19 protein-coding genes and 2 pseudogenes are annotated in these 20,396 nt (G+C 69.2%); 11 read left to right on the top strand and 10 right to left on the bottom strand.

The window, feature by feature from the left end; translation table 11 throughout:
* Positions 1-240 precede the first annotated feature (240 nt).
* The gene (locus BMY61_RS45695; protein WP_063773403.1) at positions 241-1,281 is read right to left on the bottom strand and encodes an SCO2583/SCO2584 N-terminal domain-containing protein; all 1,041 of its coding nucleotides are present in this window, start codon (positions 1,279-1,281) and stop codon (positions 241-243) included.
* Between the two features lie 275 nt (positions 1,282-1,556).
* On the opposite strand from BMY61_RS45695, the gene BMY61_RS41435 reads away from it, so the two are divergent.
* From BMY61_RS41435 to BMY61_RS41425, 3 genes are all read left to right on the top strand, one after another.
* Positions 1,557-1,769, top strand: coding sequence for a hypothetical protein (locus tag BMY61_RS41435; RefSeq protein WP_042459487.1), 213 nt, complete (start codon positions 1,557-1,559; stop codon positions 1,767-1,769).
* Positions 1,770-2,015: 246 nt separating this feature from the next.
* Positions 2,016-2,528 (top strand): GNAT family N-acetyltransferase, encoded by a 513-nt coding sequence (locus BMY61_RS41430; RefSeq protein WP_201777650.1) that lies wholly within the window; start codon positions 2,016-2,018, stop codon positions 2,526-2,528.
* 88 nt (positions 2,529-2,616) lie between these two features.
* Positions 2,617-3,060, top strand: coding sequence for a hypothetical protein (locus BMY61_RS41425; RefSeq protein WP_143094791.1), 444 nt, complete (start codon positions 2,617-2,619; stop codon positions 3,058-3,060).
* 39 nt (positions 3,061-3,099) lie between these two features.
* Here the strand turns inward: BMY61_RS41425 and BMY61_RS41420 are convergent, their stop codons facing one another.
* Positions 3,100-3,912, bottom strand: coding sequence for a tetratricopeptide repeat protein (locus tag BMY61_RS41420; protein WP_075004290.1), 813 nt, complete (start codon positions 3,910-3,912; stop codon positions 3,100-3,102).
* Between the two features lie 288 nt (positions 3,913-4,200).
* Between BMY61_RS41420 and BMY61_RS46870 the strand changes: the two genes are divergently transcribed.
* Positions 4,201-4,341 (top strand): hypothetical protein, encoded by a 141-nt coding sequence (locus tag BMY61_RS46870; RefSeq protein WP_161791357.1) that lies wholly within the window; start codon positions 4,201-4,203, stop codon positions 4,339-4,341.
* Between the two features lie 396 nt (positions 4,342-4,737).
* Here the strand turns inward: BMY61_RS46870 and BMY61_RS41415 are convergent, their stop codons facing one another.
* Complete coding sequence (locus BMY61_RS41415) at positions 4,738-5,274, bottom strand: SMI1/KNR4 family protein (protein ID WP_075004271.1); 537 nt, start codon at positions 5,272-5,274, stop codon at positions 4,738-4,740.
* Between the two features lie 90 nt (positions 5,275-5,364).
* Complete coding sequence (locus tag BMY61_RS44585; RefSeq protein ID WP_143094790.1) at positions 5,365-6,573, bottom strand: DNA/RNA non-specific endonuclease; 1,209 nt, start codon at positions 6,571-6,573, stop codon at positions 5,365-5,367.
* A gap of 163 nt (positions 6,574-6,736) precedes the next feature.
* Here BMY61_RS44585 and BMY61_RS41405 point away from each other — a divergent pair, with 163 nt between their 5' ends.
* On the top strand, positions 6,737-7,291 hold the full coding sequence (locus BMY61_RS41405; RefSeq protein ID WP_042446477.1) for a hypothetical protein: 555 nt from the start codon (positions 6,737-6,739) through the stop codon (positions 7,289-7,291).
* 184 nt (positions 7,292-7,475) lie between these two features.
* Positions 7,476-8,204, top strand: a complete 729-nt coding sequence (locus BMY61_RS41400; protein WP_143094789.1) for a DUF6193 family natural product biosynthesis protein — start codon at positions 7,476-7,478, stop codon at positions 8,202-8,204.
* 104 nt (positions 8,205-8,308) lie between these two features.
* Here BMY61_RS41400 and BMY61_RS44580 read toward each other — a convergent pair.
* Positions 8,309-9,312: pseudogene (locus BMY61_RS44580) on the bottom strand (IS5 family transposase).
* Between the two features lie 274 nt (positions 9,313-9,586).
* On the opposite strand from BMY61_RS44580, the gene BMY61_RS41385 reads away from it, so the two are divergent.
* Positions 9,587-10,180 (top strand): Imm21 family immunity protein, encoded by a 594-nt coding sequence (locus BMY61_RS41385; protein WP_042446944.1) that lies wholly within the window; start codon positions 9,587-9,589, stop codon positions 10,178-10,180.
* Between the two features lie 102 nt (positions 10,181-10,282).
* On the opposite strand, the gene lexA is transcribed toward BMY61_RS41385, so the two are convergent.
* The 3 genes from lexA to BMY61_RS41370 all read right to left on the bottom strand — a co-directional run bounded on the left by lexA (position 10,283) and on the right by BMY61_RS41370 (position 15,478).
* Positions 10,283-10,870, bottom strand: coding sequence for a transcriptional repressor LexA (lexA, locus tag BMY61_RS41380; RefSeq protein WP_052438614.1), 588 nt, complete (start codon positions 10,868-10,870; stop codon positions 10,283-10,285).
* Between the two features lie 100 nt (positions 10,871-10,970).
* Positions 10,971-11,972: a DNA polymerase Y family protein gene (locus tag BMY61_RS41375; protein ID WP_042446482.1), complete on the bottom strand. Its 1,002-nt coding sequence runs from the start codon at positions 11,970-11,972 to the stop codon at positions 10,971-10,973.
* Entirely contained in the window at positions 11,969-15,478 is a 3,510-nt protein-coding gene (locus BMY61_RS41370; RefSeq protein ID WP_042446485.1) for a DNA polymerase III subunit alpha, read from the bottom strand. The genes BMY61_RS41375 and BMY61_RS41370 overlap by 4 nt, the downstream gene beginning before the upstream one ends.
* Before the next feature lie 347 nt (positions 15,479-15,825).
* Here BMY61_RS41370 and BMY61_RS41365 point away from each other — a divergent pair, with 347 nt between their 5' ends.
* Positions 15,826-16,158, top strand: a complete 333-nt coding sequence (locus tag BMY61_RS41365; protein WP_042446486.1) for a hypothetical protein — start codon at positions 15,826-15,828, stop codon at positions 16,156-16,158.
* A 54-nt stretch (positions 16,159-16,212) separates the two neighbouring features.
* Here BMY61_RS41365 and BMY61_RS41360 read toward each other — a convergent pair.
* Both BMY61_RS41360 and BMY61_RS41355 read right to left on the bottom strand, forming a co-directional pair.
* A pseudogene (locus BMY61_RS41360) lies at positions 16,213-16,722 on the bottom strand (Ku protein); the annotation flags it as partial.
* Between the two features lie 294 nt (positions 16,723-17,016).
* Complete coding sequence (locus tag BMY61_RS41355; RefSeq protein WP_042446488.1) at positions 17,017-17,988, bottom strand: helix-turn-helix transcriptional regulator; 972 nt, start codon at positions 17,986-17,988, stop codon at positions 17,017-17,019.
* A gap of 400 nt (positions 17,989-18,388) precedes the next feature.
* On the opposite strand from BMY61_RS41355, the gene BMY61_RS46865 reads away from it, so the two are divergent.
* From BMY61_RS46865 to BMY61_RS48525, 3 genes are all read left to right on the top strand, one after another.
* Positions 18,389-18,562: a hypothetical protein gene (locus tag BMY61_RS46865; RefSeq protein ID WP_161791240.1), complete on the top strand. Its 174-nt coding sequence runs from the start codon at positions 18,389-18,391 to the stop codon at positions 18,560-18,562.
* Between the two features lie 4 nt (positions 18,563-18,566).
* Positions 18,567-18,869: a hypothetical protein gene (locus BMY61_RS41350; RefSeq protein ID WP_042446489.1), complete on the top strand. Its 303-nt coding sequence runs from the start codon at positions 18,567-18,569 to the stop codon at positions 18,867-18,869.
* A 277-nt stretch (positions 18,870-19,146) separates the two neighbouring features.
* Positions 19,147-20,396: tachylectin-related carbohydrate-binding protein (locus BMY61_RS48525; RefSeq protein ID WP_075004268.1), on the top strand; the 1,250-nt coding region annotated here is incomplete at its 3' end.

Here is a 20,396-nt window from a genome sequence, read left to right as displayed (position 1 = left end):
GAGTGGCAGTTCTTCTCATCGAAGTTGGGCCCACGGCGGCTGGGAATGCTTGCCCGAGGCTGGTCGTCGGTCGCGGACTGAACCCGGCCACCTGCTCAGGGATGCCAGGGCTGTCGAGTGTCTGTGCGGTGCAGCAGAATCACGGACATGTCGTCCTCGGTTTACCCCCGTGCTGCCCCCAGCCGACATCGCGGACTGACCGCAGGCGCTGCGGAAGGAAATCTGGCCGGTCTAACTCCGCTACTGGGAGAGCTGGTTGGTGGCGCTCAATACGTCGCCCCGGAGTGGTGACCCCGTCGCGCGCCGGAGCGCGCCGACCGCCGGGTCGGCGAGGGAGACGGTGAGCGTGTAGGGCGCCGGGCCGGTGATGGTGTTCGTCGAGTCGATCGGCGGGCTGAGGCGCTGCTGGACACCGAGCGCGTCGATGCCCGGGCAGAGCGCCTGGGCGGGGAGCGTAACCTCGGCGGTTGCCCCGTCCGGGGATCCGATACTGATCTTGCCCTGCGGGGTGCGCGCCGTGCCGTCGCCGAGCTTGACCGGCAGGTCGTACGCTCCGCCGACCAGCCCGTCGGGGCCCTCAATCTCCACGGCCACGCCCTGCGGGCCCAGCGGCGTGGACAGGTCCAGCGACCGACTCGCGCCCGGTCCGAGCAGGAGATCGATGGTGAAGTGCCCGGGATCCCCGGGCGAGTCCTGGGAGAAGCCGTAGGAGCCGAGGGCGAGTTGCGGTCCCGGCGGCGGGGTGTCGGACCGTCCGTCGGCAGACGCAATGGCGGCGGGGCCTGCGGGCGCGGAGGTGGCCGTCTGAGCGAAGTGGTGGAAGCCCCGCATGCCACACTCGCTGCCGTCGGAGGTCCCGCCGCCGCTCAGCGCGACGTCCGTCGACGGACGCGGTGAGCCCGGCACGTGCGAGGGCAGGACGCCCTGCGGGGAGTCGCCGAGGGAGCGCGGGCTGCTACCTGAGCCGAAGCCGATGGCCGCGACGGCGACGGAGACCGCGATCGCGATCAGCACCCCTGAACGGAGCTTGGACGCGAGCCCCGCCCGCTTCGTACGCGAGCGGGTCGAGCCGGGGGAATCCAGTGACCAGCGGCGGCCGCCCGGATCCACCGGCGGCTCCAGCCGCCAGCGCGCCGCGAGTATCCGGGTGCGTGCCGCCTGTTCCTTGACGCCGGCGCCGCGAACGAAGTCCTCGTCCAAGACGAGCCCGTCAAACGGGTCCGCAGCTGTGGGCTCCGGCTCGCCGGAGGGGCGCGGGTCAGGGTCTTCGGCTATCGGCACCGCGTCAGTATGCCGGACCGCCCTGACGCTCTGACCAGCGAGGTGCCCTGGGTCCTGGGCGCCGTGGCGGGTGCGGCGTGATCAGGTGGCGTCGACGAACAGGGGAACGACGATGAACATCTGACTTCCACCCTGGGTGGGAGCCGGTTGGGGTCGAGGATCAGCACGAGCCTGGTGAGGACAAGGTAAGCGCCAGCGCTCCGGTCCAACCTCTTTGAGACGAACCGGCGTACGACAACGTCACCTACCCGGAGCTGAGCGCACCGACCCAGGCGGTGGCGGTCGCGCACGACATGGTGAGCCGGGCGCTGGGCTTCGTGGAGGAAGCGGCCCAGGCCCGCGAGTTCCACGCGGGGTCGATCGAGGACTTCGCCTTGGAGGGGCAGCTGGAGGAGGATCGGATCGAGGAGCAGGTCCACAAGCTCGTGCTGGACGCGCCCGCGGACTGGACGGAGTCTCTGTACCTGTTTAATCCCTCGCACCGGTGATCGCGCGCCGGGCTGGGGAGGGCGGCAAGCGAGTCGAATATGTGATGCACGCCCTGCTGGTTCGCCTCTAGGGTGGCCGCCGTGCCGATGACTGACTTGCCCAGGTCCACGTATCCCCCGTTGAACGTGCAGGTTCATGGGCCGCGGTTGTCTTTGCTGGGAGCTACGGATGAGCTCCTGGAACGCTTGGTCCCGACGGTCCGGAAGGGCGTGGCCACTCAGGCCCCGTGGCCCTTCGATGATCCGATGTCCCTCTATATGGATGGGCATGAGCGCGAATGGGCCTGGCTGCGCGGAATATGGTCCGGTCGAGGTCATGTCAATGCCAGCTTCTGGCGCCTCTACTTCGTTGTCGTCATCGACGGCGAGCCGCTGGGCATGCAGGATCTCATCGGCACCAACTTCGCCGCGTTCGGAACGGTCTCGACTTTCTCCTGGCTCAGTCCCGAGGCGCGGGGCGGCGGCCTGGGTAAGGAGATGCGGCAAGCGGTGCTGCATCTGGCCTTCGACGGGTTCGGGGCCCGTGAGGCTAACAGCGAGGCGTTCATCGACAACCACGCGTCAAACCGCGTCTCCGAGGCGGTGGGCTACGTGCCGAACGGCATCACCTGGGCCACCCGGCGGGGCGAGTCAGCGCAGCTCAGCCGATGGAGGCTGACCCGCGAGCAGTGGATCAAACAGCGGCGTGACGACATTGAACTCGTCGGTATAGGCGACTGCCTGCCCGTGCTCGGGATCGACCCGTCATCAGCAAGCTGATCAGCAAGTCTTCTGCATGCGGTAGTCAGCAGGGCCCGAGCCATAGTCGGCTCCGGGCCTGCCGGGTATGCATAGGCTGTGAACCCAGATGATCCGAGCGGTGAGGACAGGCACTCTGCGCGGGGCGGTGGTTCTGGCGCTGGTGTGGGACGTGGCCGACCTGGTCGCGCAGATCGCGCACCTGTCCGTGCTGGACGCGCTACCCACGCCGCTGCTGCAGCAGCACCCGGGCGGTGAGCATGCCTGCACCAGCGCCCGCGTGCCGGACACCGATTTGTTGGTGTGGGCCCGGATCGAACTGGAGGAGTACGAGGGCAAGCCTTTGTGGAGTCAGGCTCTGCCCCAGGAGCGGTTGCGCTGGTCGGTCGGCTGGACCGGTCGCGAAGGCCAGCGCTTGTGGTTTAAGGGCCGGCGAACCGGGAGCATTGCCGCTGCCCGGTGGAATGCGGAGCGCGTCGCGCAGTGGCTGCTGGCTAACCGGTACCGGGTCACCAGTCCGCAGAACGGCGAACGGCTGATCCTGCCTGGCTGAGCGGGACGGCCGAGTCGGTCGGTCTTCGGTGGTGTCCGGTCAGGGCGCGGGGGTGTGGGGCATCCCGGCCGAGGCGAACAGCCGGGTCACCGAGGCCACGAGCACAGCGGTGACAGGGTCCGTCGCCTCGGCTGCGCGGGCCTTCGTCCACAAGGCGGTCGCGCGGTCGAAGGCGGCGCACGCGCTCGGGTGCTCGGCGCCGAAGTTCTGCGCCCAGCCCGTGGCGGCGCGCGCGTATAGCCGCACGGCACGGATGTCGTCGCCGATCTCGCGGCAGACGTGCGCGAGGAGCTCGGTGGCGTGCCCGAGCTGGCTGCTGTTCGGACCGAAGGTGAACTCCACGTCCCATACCAGTGAGCGGGCGCCGAGGACCGCGTCCAGGAGCCGGCGCTCTGTCAGCGCGCCGACGACGCGTGCGGCGGCGGCGTCGACCCACTGCGCATCGCCCGCGGCGGCGTCGACCACGCTGGTGGGCTGCGCGAGGTACACCGGCAGCTCAGCACCCTCGTCGTCGCTGCGCATCACGGTGCGCAGCGCGCTGCGCTGGGCGCTGCGCCGTGCGCGCGCACGGGTCGGCCGGTGCGCGCGGGCGGCAGCTGCGCGCGGATTGGAGTTCTGGGTGGTCGTCCAGAGCAGGGCGGCCGGCCACAGAGCCACGCACGCGACCACCGTGATGACGGCGCCCAGGGCGCGCACGGGCTCGATGCCGAACCGGTAGTCGTCCGGATGCGCGTGGTGCGCCGGGAGCGGCAAGGTCACCAGAGCGCAGACCGCGATCCCGACGAGCACGTAGAGCGTCACCGCCGTGGCGGACGCGGGGGGCTGGGGCAGCAGCAAGGGAATGCCGGACACGGAATCCTCCTCCAGGATGTGCCCCCACTCCATGCCGCGCGGGTCACCGCTACGGTCACCAGTTCGGCGGCCGCCGGTTGCGATGCCGTAACGGCCCGTCACGCGCCGGTGTGCAGCCCGGTCTGTGCTGCTGCCCGCCTGGGACGTAATCATGCCTTTGACTTGCGCTGGGTACCTTGGCGGAGACCTGGGCCGGTGCAGGTAACCAGTCCCGAACTGGCCTCCAGCACGGTCGGGAAGGGTTCGAGACCGGAACGCGTCGGCCTCGTTGGACATCGCATGAGTTCCATGAGCACGAAGTTCTTGCTCATCGCGATGACCGCCTCGGTCCTCGCGGTCGGCGCGGCAAGCGCCAGCGCCATCAGCCAGTACCAGACGATCTCGTTGGACGCGGCATCAGGCGATGGGTCCGTCACTGGTCATGCGTAACTGGACGTCACGCGCGCGCAGGCGGCTTCCGGCCCGGCTCCGTAGGGCGCAGTTCCGCGCCCTTTGCCCCGCAGGCGCCAGCCCGACACCACGCCGCAGCGCACAGCACGGTCGGAGCCCACCACCACCGTGACACCAGCCATTCAGCGGGCAGGCACAGCCCGTCCCCCTGCGACGCACTGGCCAAAGAAGGCAGCCGGCCCGGCAAACTGTATACGCAGTGCCGCCACATCTACGGGTGAGCACCGTGCACGCTGGTGCTGTGGCGACCGCGCGCCGCCTGCCCTCGCCATCAGCAGGCCGCAGCAACCGCGCCGTCAGTGAGCACGCCGCCCTGGTTCCTCACGCCTCAAACTGCCCGTGAAGGGTGCTGACCTCACTATCCACCGAAGGTGGTCAATTCCCCCTCCAGCTCATGTAAGTCGGATTCCGACCTGGAAAATCGTCCATGCCAAACGGGTTTTCTACCGATCCATCAATTAGACTTGCAACGAAACCAGAAAATCCCATCCGGTAGTATTTCCATGGATTTTCGCCGCGTTCCACATCTCGGGTGCACACGACAATATTCCAGGAATTTGCCTCGCCTTCATTGGCATGCCAAAAGATAGCATCGCTGCTTGCCGTCACTCCGACCAGAATGAGCCGGTCTCGAATTCCAAGCGAAACATCTCGCAGCCCTCGATGCTCTTGGGCACCAAGTTCAATCGGCTGCCAGTCTGAGATTTCCGAGTAGGGAGATTCGCTCACCGACGGAGTCGCGATGGCCAAGTAGCCCGCCACGCTTCCCCCTCCGTAAATCCTAACGAATTCCTTGTAGTCTGAAGGGAAAACAAGAGCCAGCCTCTCCTCCTCGGCTTCCCAGTCGATGTCATCACCGCCACCAACGGGCGGCGGAAGGATCAGGCGCAAACGCTCTATGCCAGGGTGCATGCCACTCCGTCAAATGAAAGGGCCGCCAGGTCCTGCAGGATGCAGGCCTGGCAGCCACTATATCAGCCACTTAGATTGACACGGCTGATATCACCCGTCAATTGAAGTCGGAACCTGCCTTCCGTTCCTGCTGTCCGTCACCGTCCCCATATTTGTCCACTGATCCTTTCCGCTGCGCATCATGTTCGACACTCGCGTCGAGTCCGCCCCATCGAGTCGACCGAATGCATCCCAAGACATGTATGACATTTCAAATGCATATGGAACCGTCCTCGCCCCTCGGTAGAGCGGCGTCACTTGATAGAGGACCGTATTGCCGTCATTGATGAAGCCGAGAACCTCATTTTCGAAGTCGTGCATGGAATAGAGCGGATTCTTCTTGCCGACATATGAATTTCCATCGGCACCGCAGGTGACGAGGTTCTCCAGATCCGTGCCCGACCCGCCCATCTGCCTAGCCAAAAGGTGGCAGTTGTTTACGGTGAATTCCGGCGCTTGCTTGAGATAGCCAGCGTACTTTACAGCCCAGTCATACCCAGGGGGCCTGATATCAGACTGTGTCTTAGTTCCTTTATGCGTGTCCAGATATGTACTGTTGAGACACGCCGTCATTGTGGTCGACCGGCTGCCATTGCCGACGTCCCTTTGGCCGTAATTGACCCATCCTTGCCCGTTAAACGCGCAGGTGGGACCCGTGTCGTCGCGTGCCGTGCCATCAGTTCCGGCGGTGAGGAGCAGATACCAGGGCTGGACGAACGCCTTGGGCAATCCCTTGGGACTAGGCTTCGGCTTGCCGTCACGGGTCCTGTCAGCCGCTCGCCCGTCTTGGTGGCCAGGCTGCTTCGTGGTCGTGCATGCACTGGGCGGGCAGGTCTTGGGCGGAACGGTGTGCCAGTCGATCGGCCGCACGACGGGACGCGGCGGCGCGTCGAGCACGCAACTGCCCGAGCTGAAAGCGAATGCCAGGCCTCCCCACTCCAACATGCCGAGGAAATCACCAGCGGCTGCACCACCAGCCCATGAAGCTCCACCGCCGCCAGCACCCAGGAGCCAAGGCGCACTCTGGGAGGGGTCCATTCCTCCGCCGTAGCCGCCCCACCCATATATGAGTTGGTTCTGGGCAGCGAGGTCCATCCCGTTCTGGAGCCACGCATTGTATCCATAGGCGTACTGGTAGTACTGGTCGTACGAATCGAACGAGTAGCCGTTGCCGTAGCCGCCGTAGTCCCAGGCAGGGTAGCCGTTGGGTTGGGTTACGGGATCCGGTGTGCAGCTGCTGTTGCCGCTGGGATCGGCCATTTGCACCGGATTGTCGTTGCCGTAGGCGTAAAGGTTCCCGCTGGCGCTAGGGCGCGTATCGAGTTTTGATCAATCAGCATGCTCACGGTGCGGTCCGGGTGGGCGGTGGAAGTCGAGCACCGCCACTGCCTCAGCTTCTGAAGGGCGCGTAGCGTGTCGAGGCATGACGGCATTGCCGAACCTGCCTCAGAACACGACGCTGCTCGACCTGCTGCGGGCACAGGGCGTTCCGCAGGAGCGCGGTGCCTATGCCTATGAGGGGTGGGAGTTGCATACCCACCCCGACCTGGTCGAGAGACTTGTGGACCTTGCTCCCCGTTGGCCCGTCCTGGCGACCTTCGGGGTGCCGGTGCTTGCCGCCAAGGGCATCGCCGCGGTCGTCGCCTGTGGCATGGGAATGCTGCTGGTGCGCCTTCCAGAAGTGCCGACCGAGCCCCTGGAGTCCGCAGCACCCTGCCCGCCCCTGACTGATCCGGGTCAGGGTTGGTACTCGGTCTGCCCCTGGCAGGGCGAGCTTTCCTCGGTGGAGTCCAAGCGCCTGCTGTCGCTGCTGGTCCAGCATGCGCTCTCGTATGCGGCGAGCCTGTCGGAGGACGACAGCATCGACTGGCAGGGGCGCCCAGTGCAGGCTCCGAGCACGCGCAGCGGCAAAGTCAAGGGCAGACGACCCAGCAGGGACACGGGGAGCCGGCAGGGTGGACGCGGACGACGGCGCTAGGGTGCCGAGCGAGTCTGTCAGCGGCCAAGATCGTTTCTCCGCATACGGCCAGCGACTCCCCGCCAGCGGTCCCCACCGGCGGCCAGTTATGCTCCCCAGCCCGCGAGCCTTGAGCACGCACCGTCACGTCGTCGCGATCCAGGATGCCGTTTGCTTCCCTGGGCGCGGACGGCAGACTGTCGAGGTGGACTCTGATCTCTATCCCGACATTGCTGCCGCGGGCAGCCTGTCCGCGCTGCTGGAGCAGACGGCGGCCGAGTTTGATGTCTCTCTCGTGGTGGCGCCTGGCGAGTGGGGATCGCTCACTTCGGCGGGCATCGCATCCTCGGTGCCCGAGCGGCGGCCTCTGTCCGTGCATATTGGAGCAGAGAGTCGATGGTTCGGTGTTTCCGGCTGGAGCCAGGGCGTCGAACTCATCACCGGAGGGACATCCGACCTCGCGGCCATCGTTAGGGCGGGCGTGGCCTGGGGGGAGGGCAGGAGCCTGCGGGAACTGCGGGAGGAGCTGCCGTTCCTGCGGACCTCTCCGCGTGCCGAGGCCCACGAACGTGGGCCGGCCGAAGTGGTCGAGCTGCAGTGGCTGATGATGCGGGAGCAGGCGGCCGAGGCTCCGGACTTCCACGAGTTCGCAGCACTCGTGGAAGCGGCTCATGACGACCCGCGGCTGCGACAGCTCTACGTGCTCTCCAGTCACTGGACGCTTGGCTTCAGCTCCTGCACTGGGTACCCGTTCCGCGTCGAGGTGGCCATCGCCCCCTCCCACAATGGCAGCCCCTACCGAGTTCAGGAGCACCTGCACTCCAGTGTCATCGGAGAAGCCGCCACGGCCGCGGAGGCCGTCGCCCTGGCAGCGGCCCACCTCCCCGCCGGCCTCGGGCCAGCCGTCGCTGGCACTGCTGCGGCCGCTGGGTGACCCTCGGAATCCGTCACCGACAGTGAGAAGCCACGCGGCCAGATGACTCCCCATCAGGTGGCCGTACGCGGGGAATCCCAACTGGCCGCTGACACGAGTCGTGATCAACCGGCCGCTCTGGTCAGGTCTTTGATCCAGATCATCGAGGCACGCAGGTGGAGGCCGGCAAGGTAGCTCTCCGGTGTCTTGTCATACCTGGTGGCGATGCCTCGCCAGGCCTTCAGCTTGTTGATCAGTCGCTCGACGGTATTCCTCTCCTTGTAGAGTTCGGCGTCGTGGCTGACGGGCCGACCGCCCCTGGAGCCCTTCTTCTTCCGGTTGGCGGCCTGGTCGACCTTCTCGGGGATGACGGCCCTGATCTGGCGTTTGCGCAGGTGGGCTCTGTTGCCGCGGGACGAATAGGCCTTGTCCCCGGCGACGGCCTCGGGCCGGGTGCGAGGGCGGCCGACCGACCCGCGGACCCGGATCTTCCTCAGGACGGGGATGAACTGCGGACTGTCTGCTGCCTGGCCCGCGGTCAAGATGAACGCCAGCGGGCGGCACCTGCGGTCGGCGGCGAGGTGAACCTTGCTGGTCTGCCCGCCCCGCGAACGTCCCAGGAGGGCGGCCTTCAGGCGGAGCCTCCGGCGGCGTCGGATGCGTCGTCGCTCCTCCCGCTCGGGATCCGTTTCGGTGTCTCGTCCGCTTTGTTCTTCGCCGTCGCCCCCTTTGACCTGGCCTTCTCCTCCTCGGAGGCGGCCTTCTCCAGTGAGGTGAGCAGGTCCTCGCTCAGGTGCATCCCGGCGGCATCGTGGTGGGCCCGCGCGGTGGTGGAGTCGATGCTGACCAGGGACAGGTCCACCTGACCCCGCCTCGCGGCCTCCGCGATCAGGCCCTCCAGCAGGGCCTCGAACACGCCCGCGTCACGCCACTGCCGGAAGCGGTTGAAGACGGTCGACCAGGCGCCGAACTCCTGCGGCATCTCCCGCCACTGCGCGCCGGTCTTGAACCGCCAGATCACCCCCTCGAACTGCTGCCGCAGGCGCTCGGGGTACGGACCGTACTTGCCGATCGGCAGGTACGGCCCGATGAACTCCCACTCTTCGTCCGTCAGTTGCACGCGAGTCACACGAGACGATCTACCCGATCGGCGCCACGGAGTGGGGCCATACCCAAGGATTGATCACGACTCGATACGCGCCCTAGTCCGGATCGTTGATCGCCACGACCAGTCCGGTCCTCCTGATGTGGAGAACCAGGCCCAGCCCAGAGCCCGCGGGCCCCCGCCGATGGCTCGCACGTGCCGGGGACGGGGCCGCTCAGATCGCCCTGCCAGAGCAGGGAAACTTGGCCTGGGCAACATCTGGAGGCCGGTTGTCGGCGCACCTGGGGATACTGACGTGGTGACGACGTTCCCCTCCGCCGCAGCCAGCTCGCCCGAGCCCTCCCCTACCTGGGTCGAGTCGATGGGCGGCCCGCTGATTGTAGTGCCAGCCTCCGCGCTGACCCGGTGGCATGGCTGCACCCAGTCGGGGATGGCCGCCGGCAGTGGTGACGTTCTGGACGACTACGACCGCGCCTGCGAGGTGGAAGGCTTGGCCGGCGTAATTGCCGTCGGCGATGAGGGAGCCCAAGGGCTTGTCCTGGCAGACGAGCCTGCCAGCAGCTTCTATCTGCCGGAACATCAAGCCTTCGTTCGCTGGCTGGGCGCCAACAGCGAGGCCGATCTCATCGCCGCGGCTTACGCAGTGCTGGCCGATCCCGCCACCTCGTGGGAGGAGTGCGGCATCTGGGAAACGGACGGGCCCGCGGTTCTCCTGGACTCCGTGACGGCCGGGGCCGACCTGAGCATCGAATACCCGAACGGCACCGACATCCCGGAGCAGGCCCCCGTCTCCCTACCGCCCGGCAGATGGAAGGTCCGCGCCGTCTACGCCTCACCGAACGAGGACACCTCGGTGGGTGTAATCCAGCTTCAGCCCCAGCAATCGAGCTGACCGAGAGACACCACCTCCGGCCGACGTTTCACCCGATTCGGCGATCGCGCAACAGCTGTTGCGCTGAGTACTGTTGACCGCACCGCTGTTGAGCTGCACAAATCAGCCGACCGATGTGCCGCAACATGGATCCGCCCCCAGAGAAGCGACGATGTCGCCGTGGTCGGCCGCCTGGGCGGCGCGGACGACGACGGTGTCGCCGTCGAGGATCCGGGCGCCGGTCATGGAGTCGCCGCGCACTCGCAGCGCGAAGAACTCCCCACCGGCGGGGAGCATCGCGGGCGGCAGCGGGAGCAGTTCCTCGACGTGCTCCTCGGCGGTGATCGGGGCGCCGGCGGCGATCTGCCCGACCAGCGGCACCAGCACCGGCGTGCCCGCGAGCGCGTCCTCGTCTTCGCCGAGCAGCGGCTCGTCGTCGGTGCGGGCGAGGCGGGTCAGGACGTAGCAGCGGGGCCGGTGGGTGTCGCGGCGCAGGTAGCCGGCGCGTTCGAGGGCGTGGACCTGGTGGGAGACCGAGGACGTGGAGGCCAGGCCGACGGCCTTGCCGATCTCGCGCAGGGACGGCGGGTAGCCGTGGGCCTGGCACCAGGTGGCGATCGCGTCGAGGACGGCTTCTTGGCGGGTGGTCAGGCCGCGGGCGCTGAGGGCGTTCAGGCCGGCGGGCCGTCCGCGCGACGGTGTCGTCTCCATCAGCGGGTCCTTCCTGGTCTGCTTGATCGTGGCGGTGAGGCTACCCCGCAATCTTCTGGGCGGGGAGGGGCGGCTGGGGCCGGGTGGGGTGCGGTGGTGGTCATGCTGCTCCGTAGAGGGCGGCGGGGCCGATGCTGTCTGGGCCGAAGCGCTTGCGGGCGCGGTCGGCGACGGCTTCGACCAGGCGCTGGCGCTCGTCGCCGGGGTCGAAGGTGAGCTGCTGGGTGACGTGTTCGGCGGGGCGGATGCCGTCGGCCTTGAGGGTGAAGGCCCGGACTCGGGCGCGTTGCAGGCCGAGCGTGTTGTAGAGGCGGTAGGCGGAGTCGACCAGGGTGGTGGTGTGGGCGGTTGCCTCGGTGAGTTTGCGGGTGCGGACGGTGGAGGTCCGGTCGGCGTAGCGGACCGTCAGGGTGAGCGCGGTCGCGGCCTGCGCTTGTGTGCGCAGTTGCAGGCCGAGGTCCTGGGCCAGGCCGAGGAGGGCGCGGCGGTGCCTGGCGGGGTCGAGTTCGTCGCGTCCGAGTTCGCGGTCGGCGGTCAGGGCGCGCAGGACGCTGGTGATGGTGACCTTCGCCGGGTCGTGGCCCTGGGCGCGTTCGTGCAGGCGGCGGCCGGCGGCGGTGCCGAGGATCCGCTGCAGCGTGCCGACCGGGGTGGTGGCGAGCTGGCCGATGAGCTCGATGCCGTACCCGGACAAGGTGGCGGCGGTGGCCGGGCCGACACCCGGCAGGGCGATCACCGGGAGCGGGGCGAGGAACCGCCGCACCTGGTCGTCGTCGAGGACGCGGACGGCGCCGGGGCGGCCCTGATGGGCGGCCATGCGGGCGAGCAGCGGGTTGGTGGCGGCGCCGATCGTGAGGTCGAGGTCGTGCAAGGCGAGCGCGCGCACCCGCAGCCGGGCGGCCAGCTCGGCCGGGCCGCGGCCGAAGAACCGGGTGCTGCCGGCGACGTCGAGGAGGAACGCGTCGGGCGGCAGCTGCTCGACGACCGGGGTGAGGTCGGCGGCCAGGTCGAGGATCTTCTCGAAGTCCACCGGCGGCGGGGCGATGCGGCGGTGCTCGGTGACGATCTGCACGTACAGGACGTGCGGCTGCGCGGCGCTCATCCAGCCGACCCTGGGGAGGCGTGCCAGAGGTTGCGGCCGTTGGCGGCGCGCTGGCCGGGGGGCTGGAGGTCGGCCCACGGGTGCAGGTCGTAGCCGGTCTCCAGGTGGATGCTGCGGCCCAGCGGCCGCGCCGCAGGGGCCGCCGCGGCGTCGGCTGCGGTCTCCGTTTCGGCGGTGTCGTCGGGGTCGGTGGGGTTCTCCGGGCCGGGGATGGGGCGGTCGGCCAGGCGCGCGGCGACCGCCTCGAGGCCGCCGTCGCGGCGCAGCCGGTCGAGTTCGTCGAGCGGCCAGGCCGCGGTGCCGACCAGGGTGGTCGAGTTCTTGCTGCGGCGCTGCACGGTGCCGCGCACCAACAGCAGGCCGTTGTGGAACACGGTGTGGGCGCAAGATGCGTGGGAGTCCTCGAAGAAGGCGAGGTCGGCCAAGCCGGTGGTGTCCTCGATGGTGAGGAAGATGACGCGCCGTCCGGAGCGGACGGGCGGGGTGGAGGTGGCGACCTTGATGCCGGCGACCAGGACGCTGGAGCCGTGCCGCGCGGTCGGCAGGGAGCGGGCGGGGGTGACGCCGAGGTCCTCGAGCAGCCCGGCGTATTCGGCGATGACGTGGCCGGAGATGGCCTCCATGCCGAGGATGCCGAGTTCGGCGCGCAGCCGCTGGACCTGGTCCATGTCCGGCAGGCCGGTCGGCGCCGTACTCAAGTTCTCCGCGTCGAGCAGCGGGAGCTGGCCGTCGGCGCCGGCGGCGCGCTCGGCGCGGTGCAGCTCGGTCAGCTGCAGCACCAGGTCGCGGCGGCTGGCGCGGTCGGTGACGGTGTCCAGGGCCCCGATGTTGATGAGCCGTTCGGCGGTCGGCCGCGACGGCCTGGCCCGCTGCCAGAAGTCGGGCAGCGAGGTATAGGGGGCCGCGGCGGCGATGCGGGCGGCTTCGTCGTCGTGGATGCCCTGGACGTCGGCGAGCGCGAGACGCAGCCCCCACAGCTTCCCGGGGGCTTCCTCGACGCGGTAGTCGACCGTCGAGTGGTTGACGTCGACCGGCAGGACCGGGATGCCGCGGCGGCGCGCATCGGCGAGGATCGAGCGCTTGGGGTACATGCCGGGGTCGTGGGTGAGCAGCCCGGCGTAGAACGCGGCCGGCCGGTGAGCCTTGAGCCACGCGGACTGGTAGGTGGGCACGGCGAACGCACAAGCGTGGGCCTTGCAGAACCCGTAGGAGCCGAACGCGGCGATCACGTCCCAGGTCTGGCGGACGGTGTCGATGCTGTAGCCGCGCTCGCGGGCGCGGTCGCCGAACCAGGCGCGCAGCTGCCCGACCTTGTCCTCCTTGGACAGGGCGCGGCGGGCCTCATCTGCTTCGGCGCGGTCGCAGCCGGTCATCGTCGCGATGATCTCGATGAGCTGCTCGTGGAACACGACGACGCCGTAGGTCTCCTCCAGCGCGGGTTTGAGGTCCGGGTGCGGGTAGGACGCGGGTTCGCGGCCGTGACGGCGGTTGATGAACGGGCGCACCATGTCGGCCTGCACGGGGCCGGGACGGAACAGGGAGATGTCGACGACCAGGTGCCTGAAGTTCTCGGGCCACAGCCGTACGACCAGGTCGCGCTGCCCGGGCGACTCGATCTGGAAGCAGCCGAGGGTCTCGCCGCTCTGGATGAGTTGGTAGGTGGCCGGGTCTCCGTCGGGGATGCGGTCCAGGTCCAGGCGCTGCCCAGCCACGCGTTCGACCTCGTCGAGGGCGTGGGCCATCGCGGAGAGCATCCGCACCCCCAGGACGTCGAGCTTGAGCAGGCCGACGTCCTCGACGTCCTCCTTGTCGAACTGCGACATCGGGAAGGCCTCGGTCGCGGTCGGCACGACCGGGGTGCGGTCCAGCAGGCCGGCGTCGGAGATGATGACGCCGCACGGGTGCATCGCGTAGCCGCGGATCAACCCGTCCAGGGATTCGACGAGCGTCCAGAACTTCCCGTGCTGCTCCAGGGCAACGTCGCGCAGCTCCGGCAACTCGGCCAGTGCCGCGCGGGCATCGCGGGCGCGGATGTGCGGGAACGCCTTCGCCAACCGGTCGGTGACATCGGGGTCCATACCGAGGGCCGCGCCGACGTCGCGCACCGCGTGGCGGACCCGGTAGGTCTCCGGCATCGCGAGCGTGGCGGTCCGCTCCGCCCCGAACCGGGTCATGATCATGCGGTAGACCTCGAGGCGCCGCGCGGACTCGACGTCGATGTCGATGTCCGGCATCTCCACCCGACGCGTCGACAAGAACCGCTCCATCAGCAGGCCCTGCTCGACCGGGTCCGCGATCGCGATCCCGAGCAGGTGCACCACGAAGGAGCCGGCGCCCGACCCGCGCGCGGAGACCCGGATCCCCGCCGCGCGCGCGTCCGCGACGACGTCGGCGACGGTCAGGAAGTACGTCGCGAACCCCAACTGCTTGATCGTCTTCAGCTCGGCGCGCAGCCTCGCCCGGCGCACCGGATCGTCCGCGTAGCCGCGGGTGAGCATCGCGGCGTTGCAGCGGGTCTGCAGCAGCAGGTCCGGCGTGCGGCGGCCGCTGGCGCCGACGGTGGACGGCTCCGGGAAATGGATCTTCCCGATGCCGAGGTCCTCGCGCGGGTCGACCCGGCAGTCCGCCGCGATCCGCGCCGTCTGCGCCAGCAGGGCCTGGGCGCCGTCGCGGCCGGTGCCGGCCGCGTCCGCGATCTGCTGGGCGGCGCGAATCATGTCGCCCTCGTCCTTCAACCACCCCTCGCCGCTGTCGAGCCGGTCGGGCTTGCGCGGGTCGACAGGCACCAGTAGGCGTGCGGCGTCCAGGACGTCCGCAACCTCCCCCATCCCGGGATCGGCGTAGCGGACCGCGTTCGACAGCACCGCCGCCACACCGTGCTCGGCGGCCAGCGCCAAGGTCCGCGCGGCCAGGCGGATGCTGCCCGGGCCGGTGCCCGGGCGGCCGTGGTGCACGACCTCCAGGCGCAGCCGGTCCCCGACGACGTCGATCCACGGCTCAAGCAGCTTCGCGGCGCGGTCCGGGCGGCCCGCCGCGAGCGCGCGGACCGGCTCCGACTCCGGCCCCAGCAGTACGTAGACGCCCCCACCTGCGGCGTGCTCCAGGTCCGACCAGGCGAGGGCCGGCTTCGCGTCCGGGTCGGCGTGCGCCGCGGTGATCAGGCGGCACACCGCCGCCCACCCGGCGCGGTTGCGCGCCAGGAACCGCAACCTGGGTGCGGACTCGTCCACGAACGCCCCGCCCCGCACCGGGGACCGGCGCCGCTCCCCCGCCCCGGCGACGGGGTCCAGGTACTCCGGCACGGCCAGGTCCACGCCGAACAGCGGCCGCACCCCGACCCGCGCGCAGGCCTTCGCGAACCGGACTACCCCGGCGACCGTGTCACGGTCGGTCAGCGCGAGCGCGTCCAGGCCCCGCTCGGCCGCCCGCTCCGCCAGCACGTCCGGCAGGGAAGCACCGAACCTCGCCGAGTAGCCGGAGTAGGCGCGCAGGTGCGTGAAGCTCACCGTGACCGCCTCCTCCGTGCTCGTGCCGTGCCGGGTCTCCCCTCGCTCCCTGGACTGTCTCCCCTCAGCATAGGCTTTAATCGAACAGATGAGCTAATAGAGTGATCCGCAGGCTACCAGCGGGGCAGCCGGGACAGCAGTCCCCCGAACAGGCGACAGGGGCGCGAGCCTGCGCCGGACGCGCTGCATCCGGCGCGCCCACCTCGCTTCTCCCGGTTCCGCAGGGCGCCGGGTACCTGTGGTCGTCCCTGGGCGCGCCGCCCGGCGGCCGCGGCAGGCGGGAACTTCCGCGTGTCGGGCCGGGTGATCAACGGCTGATGTCAGTGGGCGGTCCTAGCATCCTCGCCGTGGCCGACGCACTTCCCCTTCCCAGTGACCTGATCGAACTCCAGCGCGCCCTGCACGCGGCGCGGCAAGCCGTCGAGGACTACGGCAACAAGGTCGCCGCCGAGCGGCGGGAGCTGTTCCCCGGCGAGGACCAGTGGCGCGAGCGCGCTGTGTGGCCCGAAGACGGGCCCGAACGCGCCGAGCTCACCCGTCTGCGCGCCGAGCGCGACACCTTTGCGCTCCAGATCCGGCAGCACCCGGTCATGCAGCAGGCCCTGGCGGAGGGCTGCGGCAAGGAGACGCAGTTCGCCCTGCAGAAGGCCGGCCGCGAGAACGCCGACGGCGAGGCGTAGGCGCCTGGCGGAGGCCGACCCCCGGGAGGAGCGGCGCGACCGCCGGTCGCCCGGCTACGACGCGCGCTTCGGGGCGGCCCGCTTCGCCGGGGCCTTCTTCGCGGTCGTCTTCGTGCTGGGCTTCTTCGCCGGCGCGGTCTCGCCGCGCTTCTCCTTCGACTCCGCGATCGAGGCCTGCAGCGCCGCCATCAGGTCCACCACGGGAGCCGCCGGCGCGGTCGCCTCCGTGCTGCGGACGTCTCCCCCGCCGGCCTTCGCCGTGAGCAGCTCGCCCATCGCGACGACGTAGGCGTCGCGCTCGTCGTCGAGCACGTAGTTCTTCGACATCGACGCGGCGAGCTGCAGTGCCATGGCGATCTCGTTCTTGTGGACCGGCTCCTCGGCCGTGGGGACCTTGATGCCGGCGCTGGGGCGGATCTCGTCGGGCCAGCGCAGCGTCTGCAACACCAGCAAGTCGCCCAGGACGCGGAGCACTGCCAGAGACTCGCGCTCGCGCATGGTGACCTTCGTGACCGCGACCAGGCCGGAGTCGCGCATCACGTCCCGCAGCAGGATGTAGGGCTTCGTTCTCTGGGGCGGATGAGTGCAGCAGTACGTCGGACGGCGGGTGTGTGCAGCTCAGTGCCGGTTCCCGCAACGGTACTCAATGCAACAGATGTCGCACGATCGCCGGATCGGGTGATTGAAGGCGCCGGCGCTTGAAGGGGCTGTGGCAACTCAGTGTCACAGAAGGAAGTCCGGGGCTGTTTCGGGACGCGGCGAGTGGCGGCAGTCCTGATTCGGAGTCCGAACGGGCAACTGCTGTTGAGCTGCCCGCCTGTCGGCTGTCGGTGACTTGCTCGCGGCTTGGCGGCTTTGTCAGAGCCAGCCACGTTGGGCGGCTTTGATGCCGGCTTCGAAGCGGCTGGTGGCGCCGAGGCGTTCCATGATGGAGGCCATCTGGCGGCGGACGGTGCGGTCGGTGAGGCCGAGGCGCTGGCCGGCTCCTTCGTCGGTGAGTCCGGAGCCGAGGAGGCGCAGTAGTTCGCGCTCGTGGTCCGTCAGGCCGGCGGCGGGGTCGGAGGGGCTGACGGCGCCGAGCGGCACCGCGGTGCTCCACGCCTGCTCGAAGAGTTCGATCAGGGCATGGACGAGGCCGGGTTCGGTGACGTGGAGGGCACCCTTGCGGGTGTCGGCCGGGTCGATGGGGACCAGGGCGTGGGCGCGGTCGACGATGACCATGCGCTGGGGGATGGTCGGGGCGGTGCGGACCTCGCCGCCATGGCTGAGCAGGGCATGGGCGTGGGTCTCGATGTGGATGTGGGTGCGGGCGTGGTCCTGGTAGAGGGTGCGCATGGCCACTCCGCGGTCGAGGGCAGCGAGGTTCTGGGCGTGGCCGGCGGCGAGGTCTTCTGGCTGCTGGATGCCGGGTTGGACGCCGATGACCTCGGTGGATGCGATGCGGCCGAGGTGTTCGAGCTGGTTCTGGACGGCGTCCATGCCCATCAGGCGCTCGCCGTGGGTCGAGCGTTGCTCGGCTCGGTCGGCGACCATCTTGGTGACTGCGGCGCGTGAGGCGGCGAGTTGGGCCTGCCGTGCGGCGAGTTCGGCTTCCTGGCGGGCAACCATGTCGGCCAGGCCGATCTCGGGGTCGACGGCGCGCATCTGCCCGGGGTTCTCGCTGGAGGCGCGCACGAGCATGAGCTGCCCGAGTTCCTCAAGGCAGTCGTGGACCCGAGTCGGGGTCAGGCCGGTTACGGCGGCGAGTTGGTCGACGCTGTGGTGAGGGTGGTCGAGCATCATCTGGTACACGGCGGCGGCGTCGGTGCTGACTCCGAGTGCTTGCAGCATGGCCTGGTGGTCCTCTCCAGGCGCTGCCCCCCGGCCGCGCCAGCATCAGCTTCCCAGTCCGGACACGGTCATTCAAGATCCTCTTTTTGGCATTCGCGCAGCTCAGGGCATATGAGTGGACACTCCTACCTGTCGCGATTGGGCAGATCGCCCGCCTTCGATCTGGCGACATCAAGGGCATTCCATCTGCAATCACTCTTGTCATGAGCACGTGGTTATGTCCTGATCCGGATAAGCCCTGTTCAGGACGCTGGGAAAGCCTTCCGGTGGTTCTGATCTGCGGCGAAGCTATTCATCGCCAGCAGGGAACACCCCGAGAGGCAGCCGGACGAAGCGTCAACCGCGGGACGCGAGACCGGAACAGGACGCCACTTCACTCGCTCTGAAAGGAACGATCACCATGATCCGCACTCGCATCGCTCAGGCCGCCGCGGTCGCCTCCCTTGCGCTGGGCACCGTCATCCTCCTTCCGTCTGCCGCCGTCGCCGCCCCGGCCACCACGGCGGCCTCCGCCCAGACCGCGCCGGCCCCCATCACGCAGACCGTCGCCCCGAACGACCTCACGTGGGGCTGAGTCGATGGACATCGTCTATGCCAGCCTCCACCGCAAGGCGTTGGCCGAACCGCCCCCGTCGAGCGAGCCCGCCGAGGTGCTCGGAGCCCTGTGGGCGCACGCCATCCCCGACGACGGCCTCGAGCACGCCTCCTGCCGCCCTGAAGCCGACCGGATCGACCTCCTGCTCTACCTCCTGACCCGTCCCGAAGACACCACGGACTTCCGCAGCCCTCTCCACCGGGCCGAAGCCTTGCTCAGCCGCAGCCATCAGGCCTCGCCCCTGCTGCGCGACCGCTACCTGCCGCCCCATCTGACTGCGGCGTAGCCCGGGACCAGGTCCCGAAGGCCCGACTCGCCCGACGACCGCTGTTCCTGCAGGACAGCCGTCCATTGGCTCATGCCCCCGAGAGGGGAACCTGACGAGCCGCCAACCAGACGAAGGCTGCCCCACCGCACCGTCCGCGCGCTCCGCGCGCAGCCCCGCCCTGCCCTCGCGATGTCGCCTGCGGCTGTTCCTGCAGGACAGCCGCCACCGGCGACGAGCCCGGGCCGGGGACCACTCATCCACCGCACACCGCGTGCTCTCCACGAAACGGAACGTCATGTCCTCGTTCAGCAAGCGCCTGAAGACGTCCGCCATCGCCACCACCGTGGCGGCCGCCGCCATCGCCGGGCTCACCGCCCTGCCTGCCAATGCCGCCGCCCCCAAGGCCCCGGTCGCAGCGCACCACGTCACGTCGAAGGCCAAGGCGCACAAGGGCCGTATCGCGGCCGCGGTGCCCAAGGGCCACACCGTCCCCTTCAAGCCCACCGTCGCCAACCCCACCAACGGCACACCGGCGCAGATCGCCGCCGCCCTCGCGGCAGCCAAGAAGTCCACGCACCGGAGCGGAATCGCCCCGAGGGACGCCCACGCCGGCGACCCGATCAGCCGCACCACGGTGATGGCCCGCGCCGAGGCCTGGGTGAACGCGGCGGTGCCCTACAGCGAGTCGGCGTACTACGCGGACCCCTCGGACTCCGGCTACCAGTACCGCACCGACTGCTCCGGCTTCATCTCCATGGCCTGGGACCTGCCTGCGAGCTCGTCCAACAACTACGGCGAGACCACCAGCACCCTGCCGAACTTCGCCACGCAGCTGTCCAGCCTGGACGACCTGCAGCCCGGCGACATGATCGACAACATCTCCACCCACGTCGTGCTCTTCAAGGGCTGGACCGACTCCTCCCACACCACCGCCGAGGTCCTCGAAGAGCCCCACAGCGGTGCCACCGCCCGCGAGGACGACTCCTACTACACCCGCAGCTTCCTCACGGCCAACGGCTACCTGCCCTACCGCTACAACAACATCACAGACCCCGCCGTGACGCAGCCGATGTCGAACCTGGTGAGCGTGGGGAACGGGAACATCCTGGCGGTGGATCAGTCGGGGAACCTGTGGCGGTACTCCGCGCCGAACTACTACGGCTCGCAGCGCGTGCAGGTCGGCAACGGCTGGAACGTGATGACGAAGCTCATCTCGCTGGACGACGCCAACGGCGACATCCTCGCGATCGACACCTCCGGCAACATGTACCGCTACTCGGGCCCGAACTACTACGGCTCGCAGCGCGTCCAGGTCGGCACCGGCTGGAACACCATGACCCAGGTCACCAGCACCTTCGACGGCACCGGCGACATCTTCGCCGTTGACGGCTCCGGCAACCTGTTCCGCTACCACGCGCCGAACTACTACGGCTCCCAGCGCACCCAGATCGGCACCAGCTGGAACACCATGTCCCAGATCGTCGGCGTCGGCAACACCACCGGCTCGGGCAGCGACGACATCATCGCCGTCGACGCCTCCACCGG

The sequence above is a fragment of the Streptacidiphilus jiangxiensis genome, assembly GCF_900109465.1.
Lineage (GTDB): Bacteria > Actinomycetota > Actinomycetes > Streptomycetales > Streptomycetaceae > Streptacidiphilus > Streptacidiphilus jiangxiensis.
The sequence above is the reverse complement of the archived record's forward strand: the minus strand, read 5'-3'. Positions and strand labels throughout refer to the sequence as shown.

Bases quoted from the DNA above. Each gene is read 5' to 3' on its own strand.
- BMY61_RS41430 (WP_201777650.1), top strand. From the start codon at position 2,016: ATGTCCCTCTATATGGATGGGCATGAGCGCGAATGGGCCTGGCTGCGC.
- BMY61_RS41425 (WP_143094791.1), top strand. From the start codon at position 2,617: ATGATCCGAGCGGTGAGGACAGGCACTCTGCGCGGGGCGGTGGTTCTG.
- BMY61_RS46870 (WP_161791357.1), top strand. From the start codon at position 4,201: ATGAGCACGAAGTTCTTGCTCATCGCGATGACCGCCTCGGTCCTCGCG.
- BMY61_RS41415 (WP_075004271.1), bottom strand. From the start codon at position 5,274: ATGCACCCTGGCATAGAGCGTTTGCGCCTGATCCTTCCGCCGCCCGTT.
- BMY61_RS44585 (WP_143094790.1), bottom strand. From the start codon at position 6,573: ATGGCCGATCCCAGCGGCAACAGCAGCTGCACACCGGATCCCGTAACC.
- BMY61_RS41405 (WP_042446477.1), top strand. From the start codon at position 6,737: ATGACGGCATTGCCGAACCTGCCTCAGAACACGACGCTGCTCGACCTG.
- lexA (WP_052438614.1), bottom strand. From the start codon at position 10,870: ATGGAGACGACACCGTCGCGCGGACGGCCCGCCGGCCTGAACGCCCTC.
- BMY61_RS41375 (WP_042446482.1), bottom strand. From the start codon at position 11,972: ATGAGCGCCGCGCAGCCGCACGTCCTGTACGTGCAGATCGTCACCGAG.
- BMY61_RS41355 (WP_042446488.1), bottom strand. From the start codon at position 17,988: ATGCTGCAAGCACTCGGAGTCAGCACCGACGCCGCCGCCGTGTACCAG.
- BMY61_RS46865 (WP_161791240.1), top strand. From the start codon at position 18,389: ATGATCCGCACTCGCATCGCTCAGGCCGCCGCGGTCGCCTCCCTTGCG.
- BMY61_RS41350 (WP_042446489.1), top strand. From the start codon at position 18,567: ATGGACATCGTCTATGCCAGCCTCCACCGCAAGGCGTTGGCCGAACCG.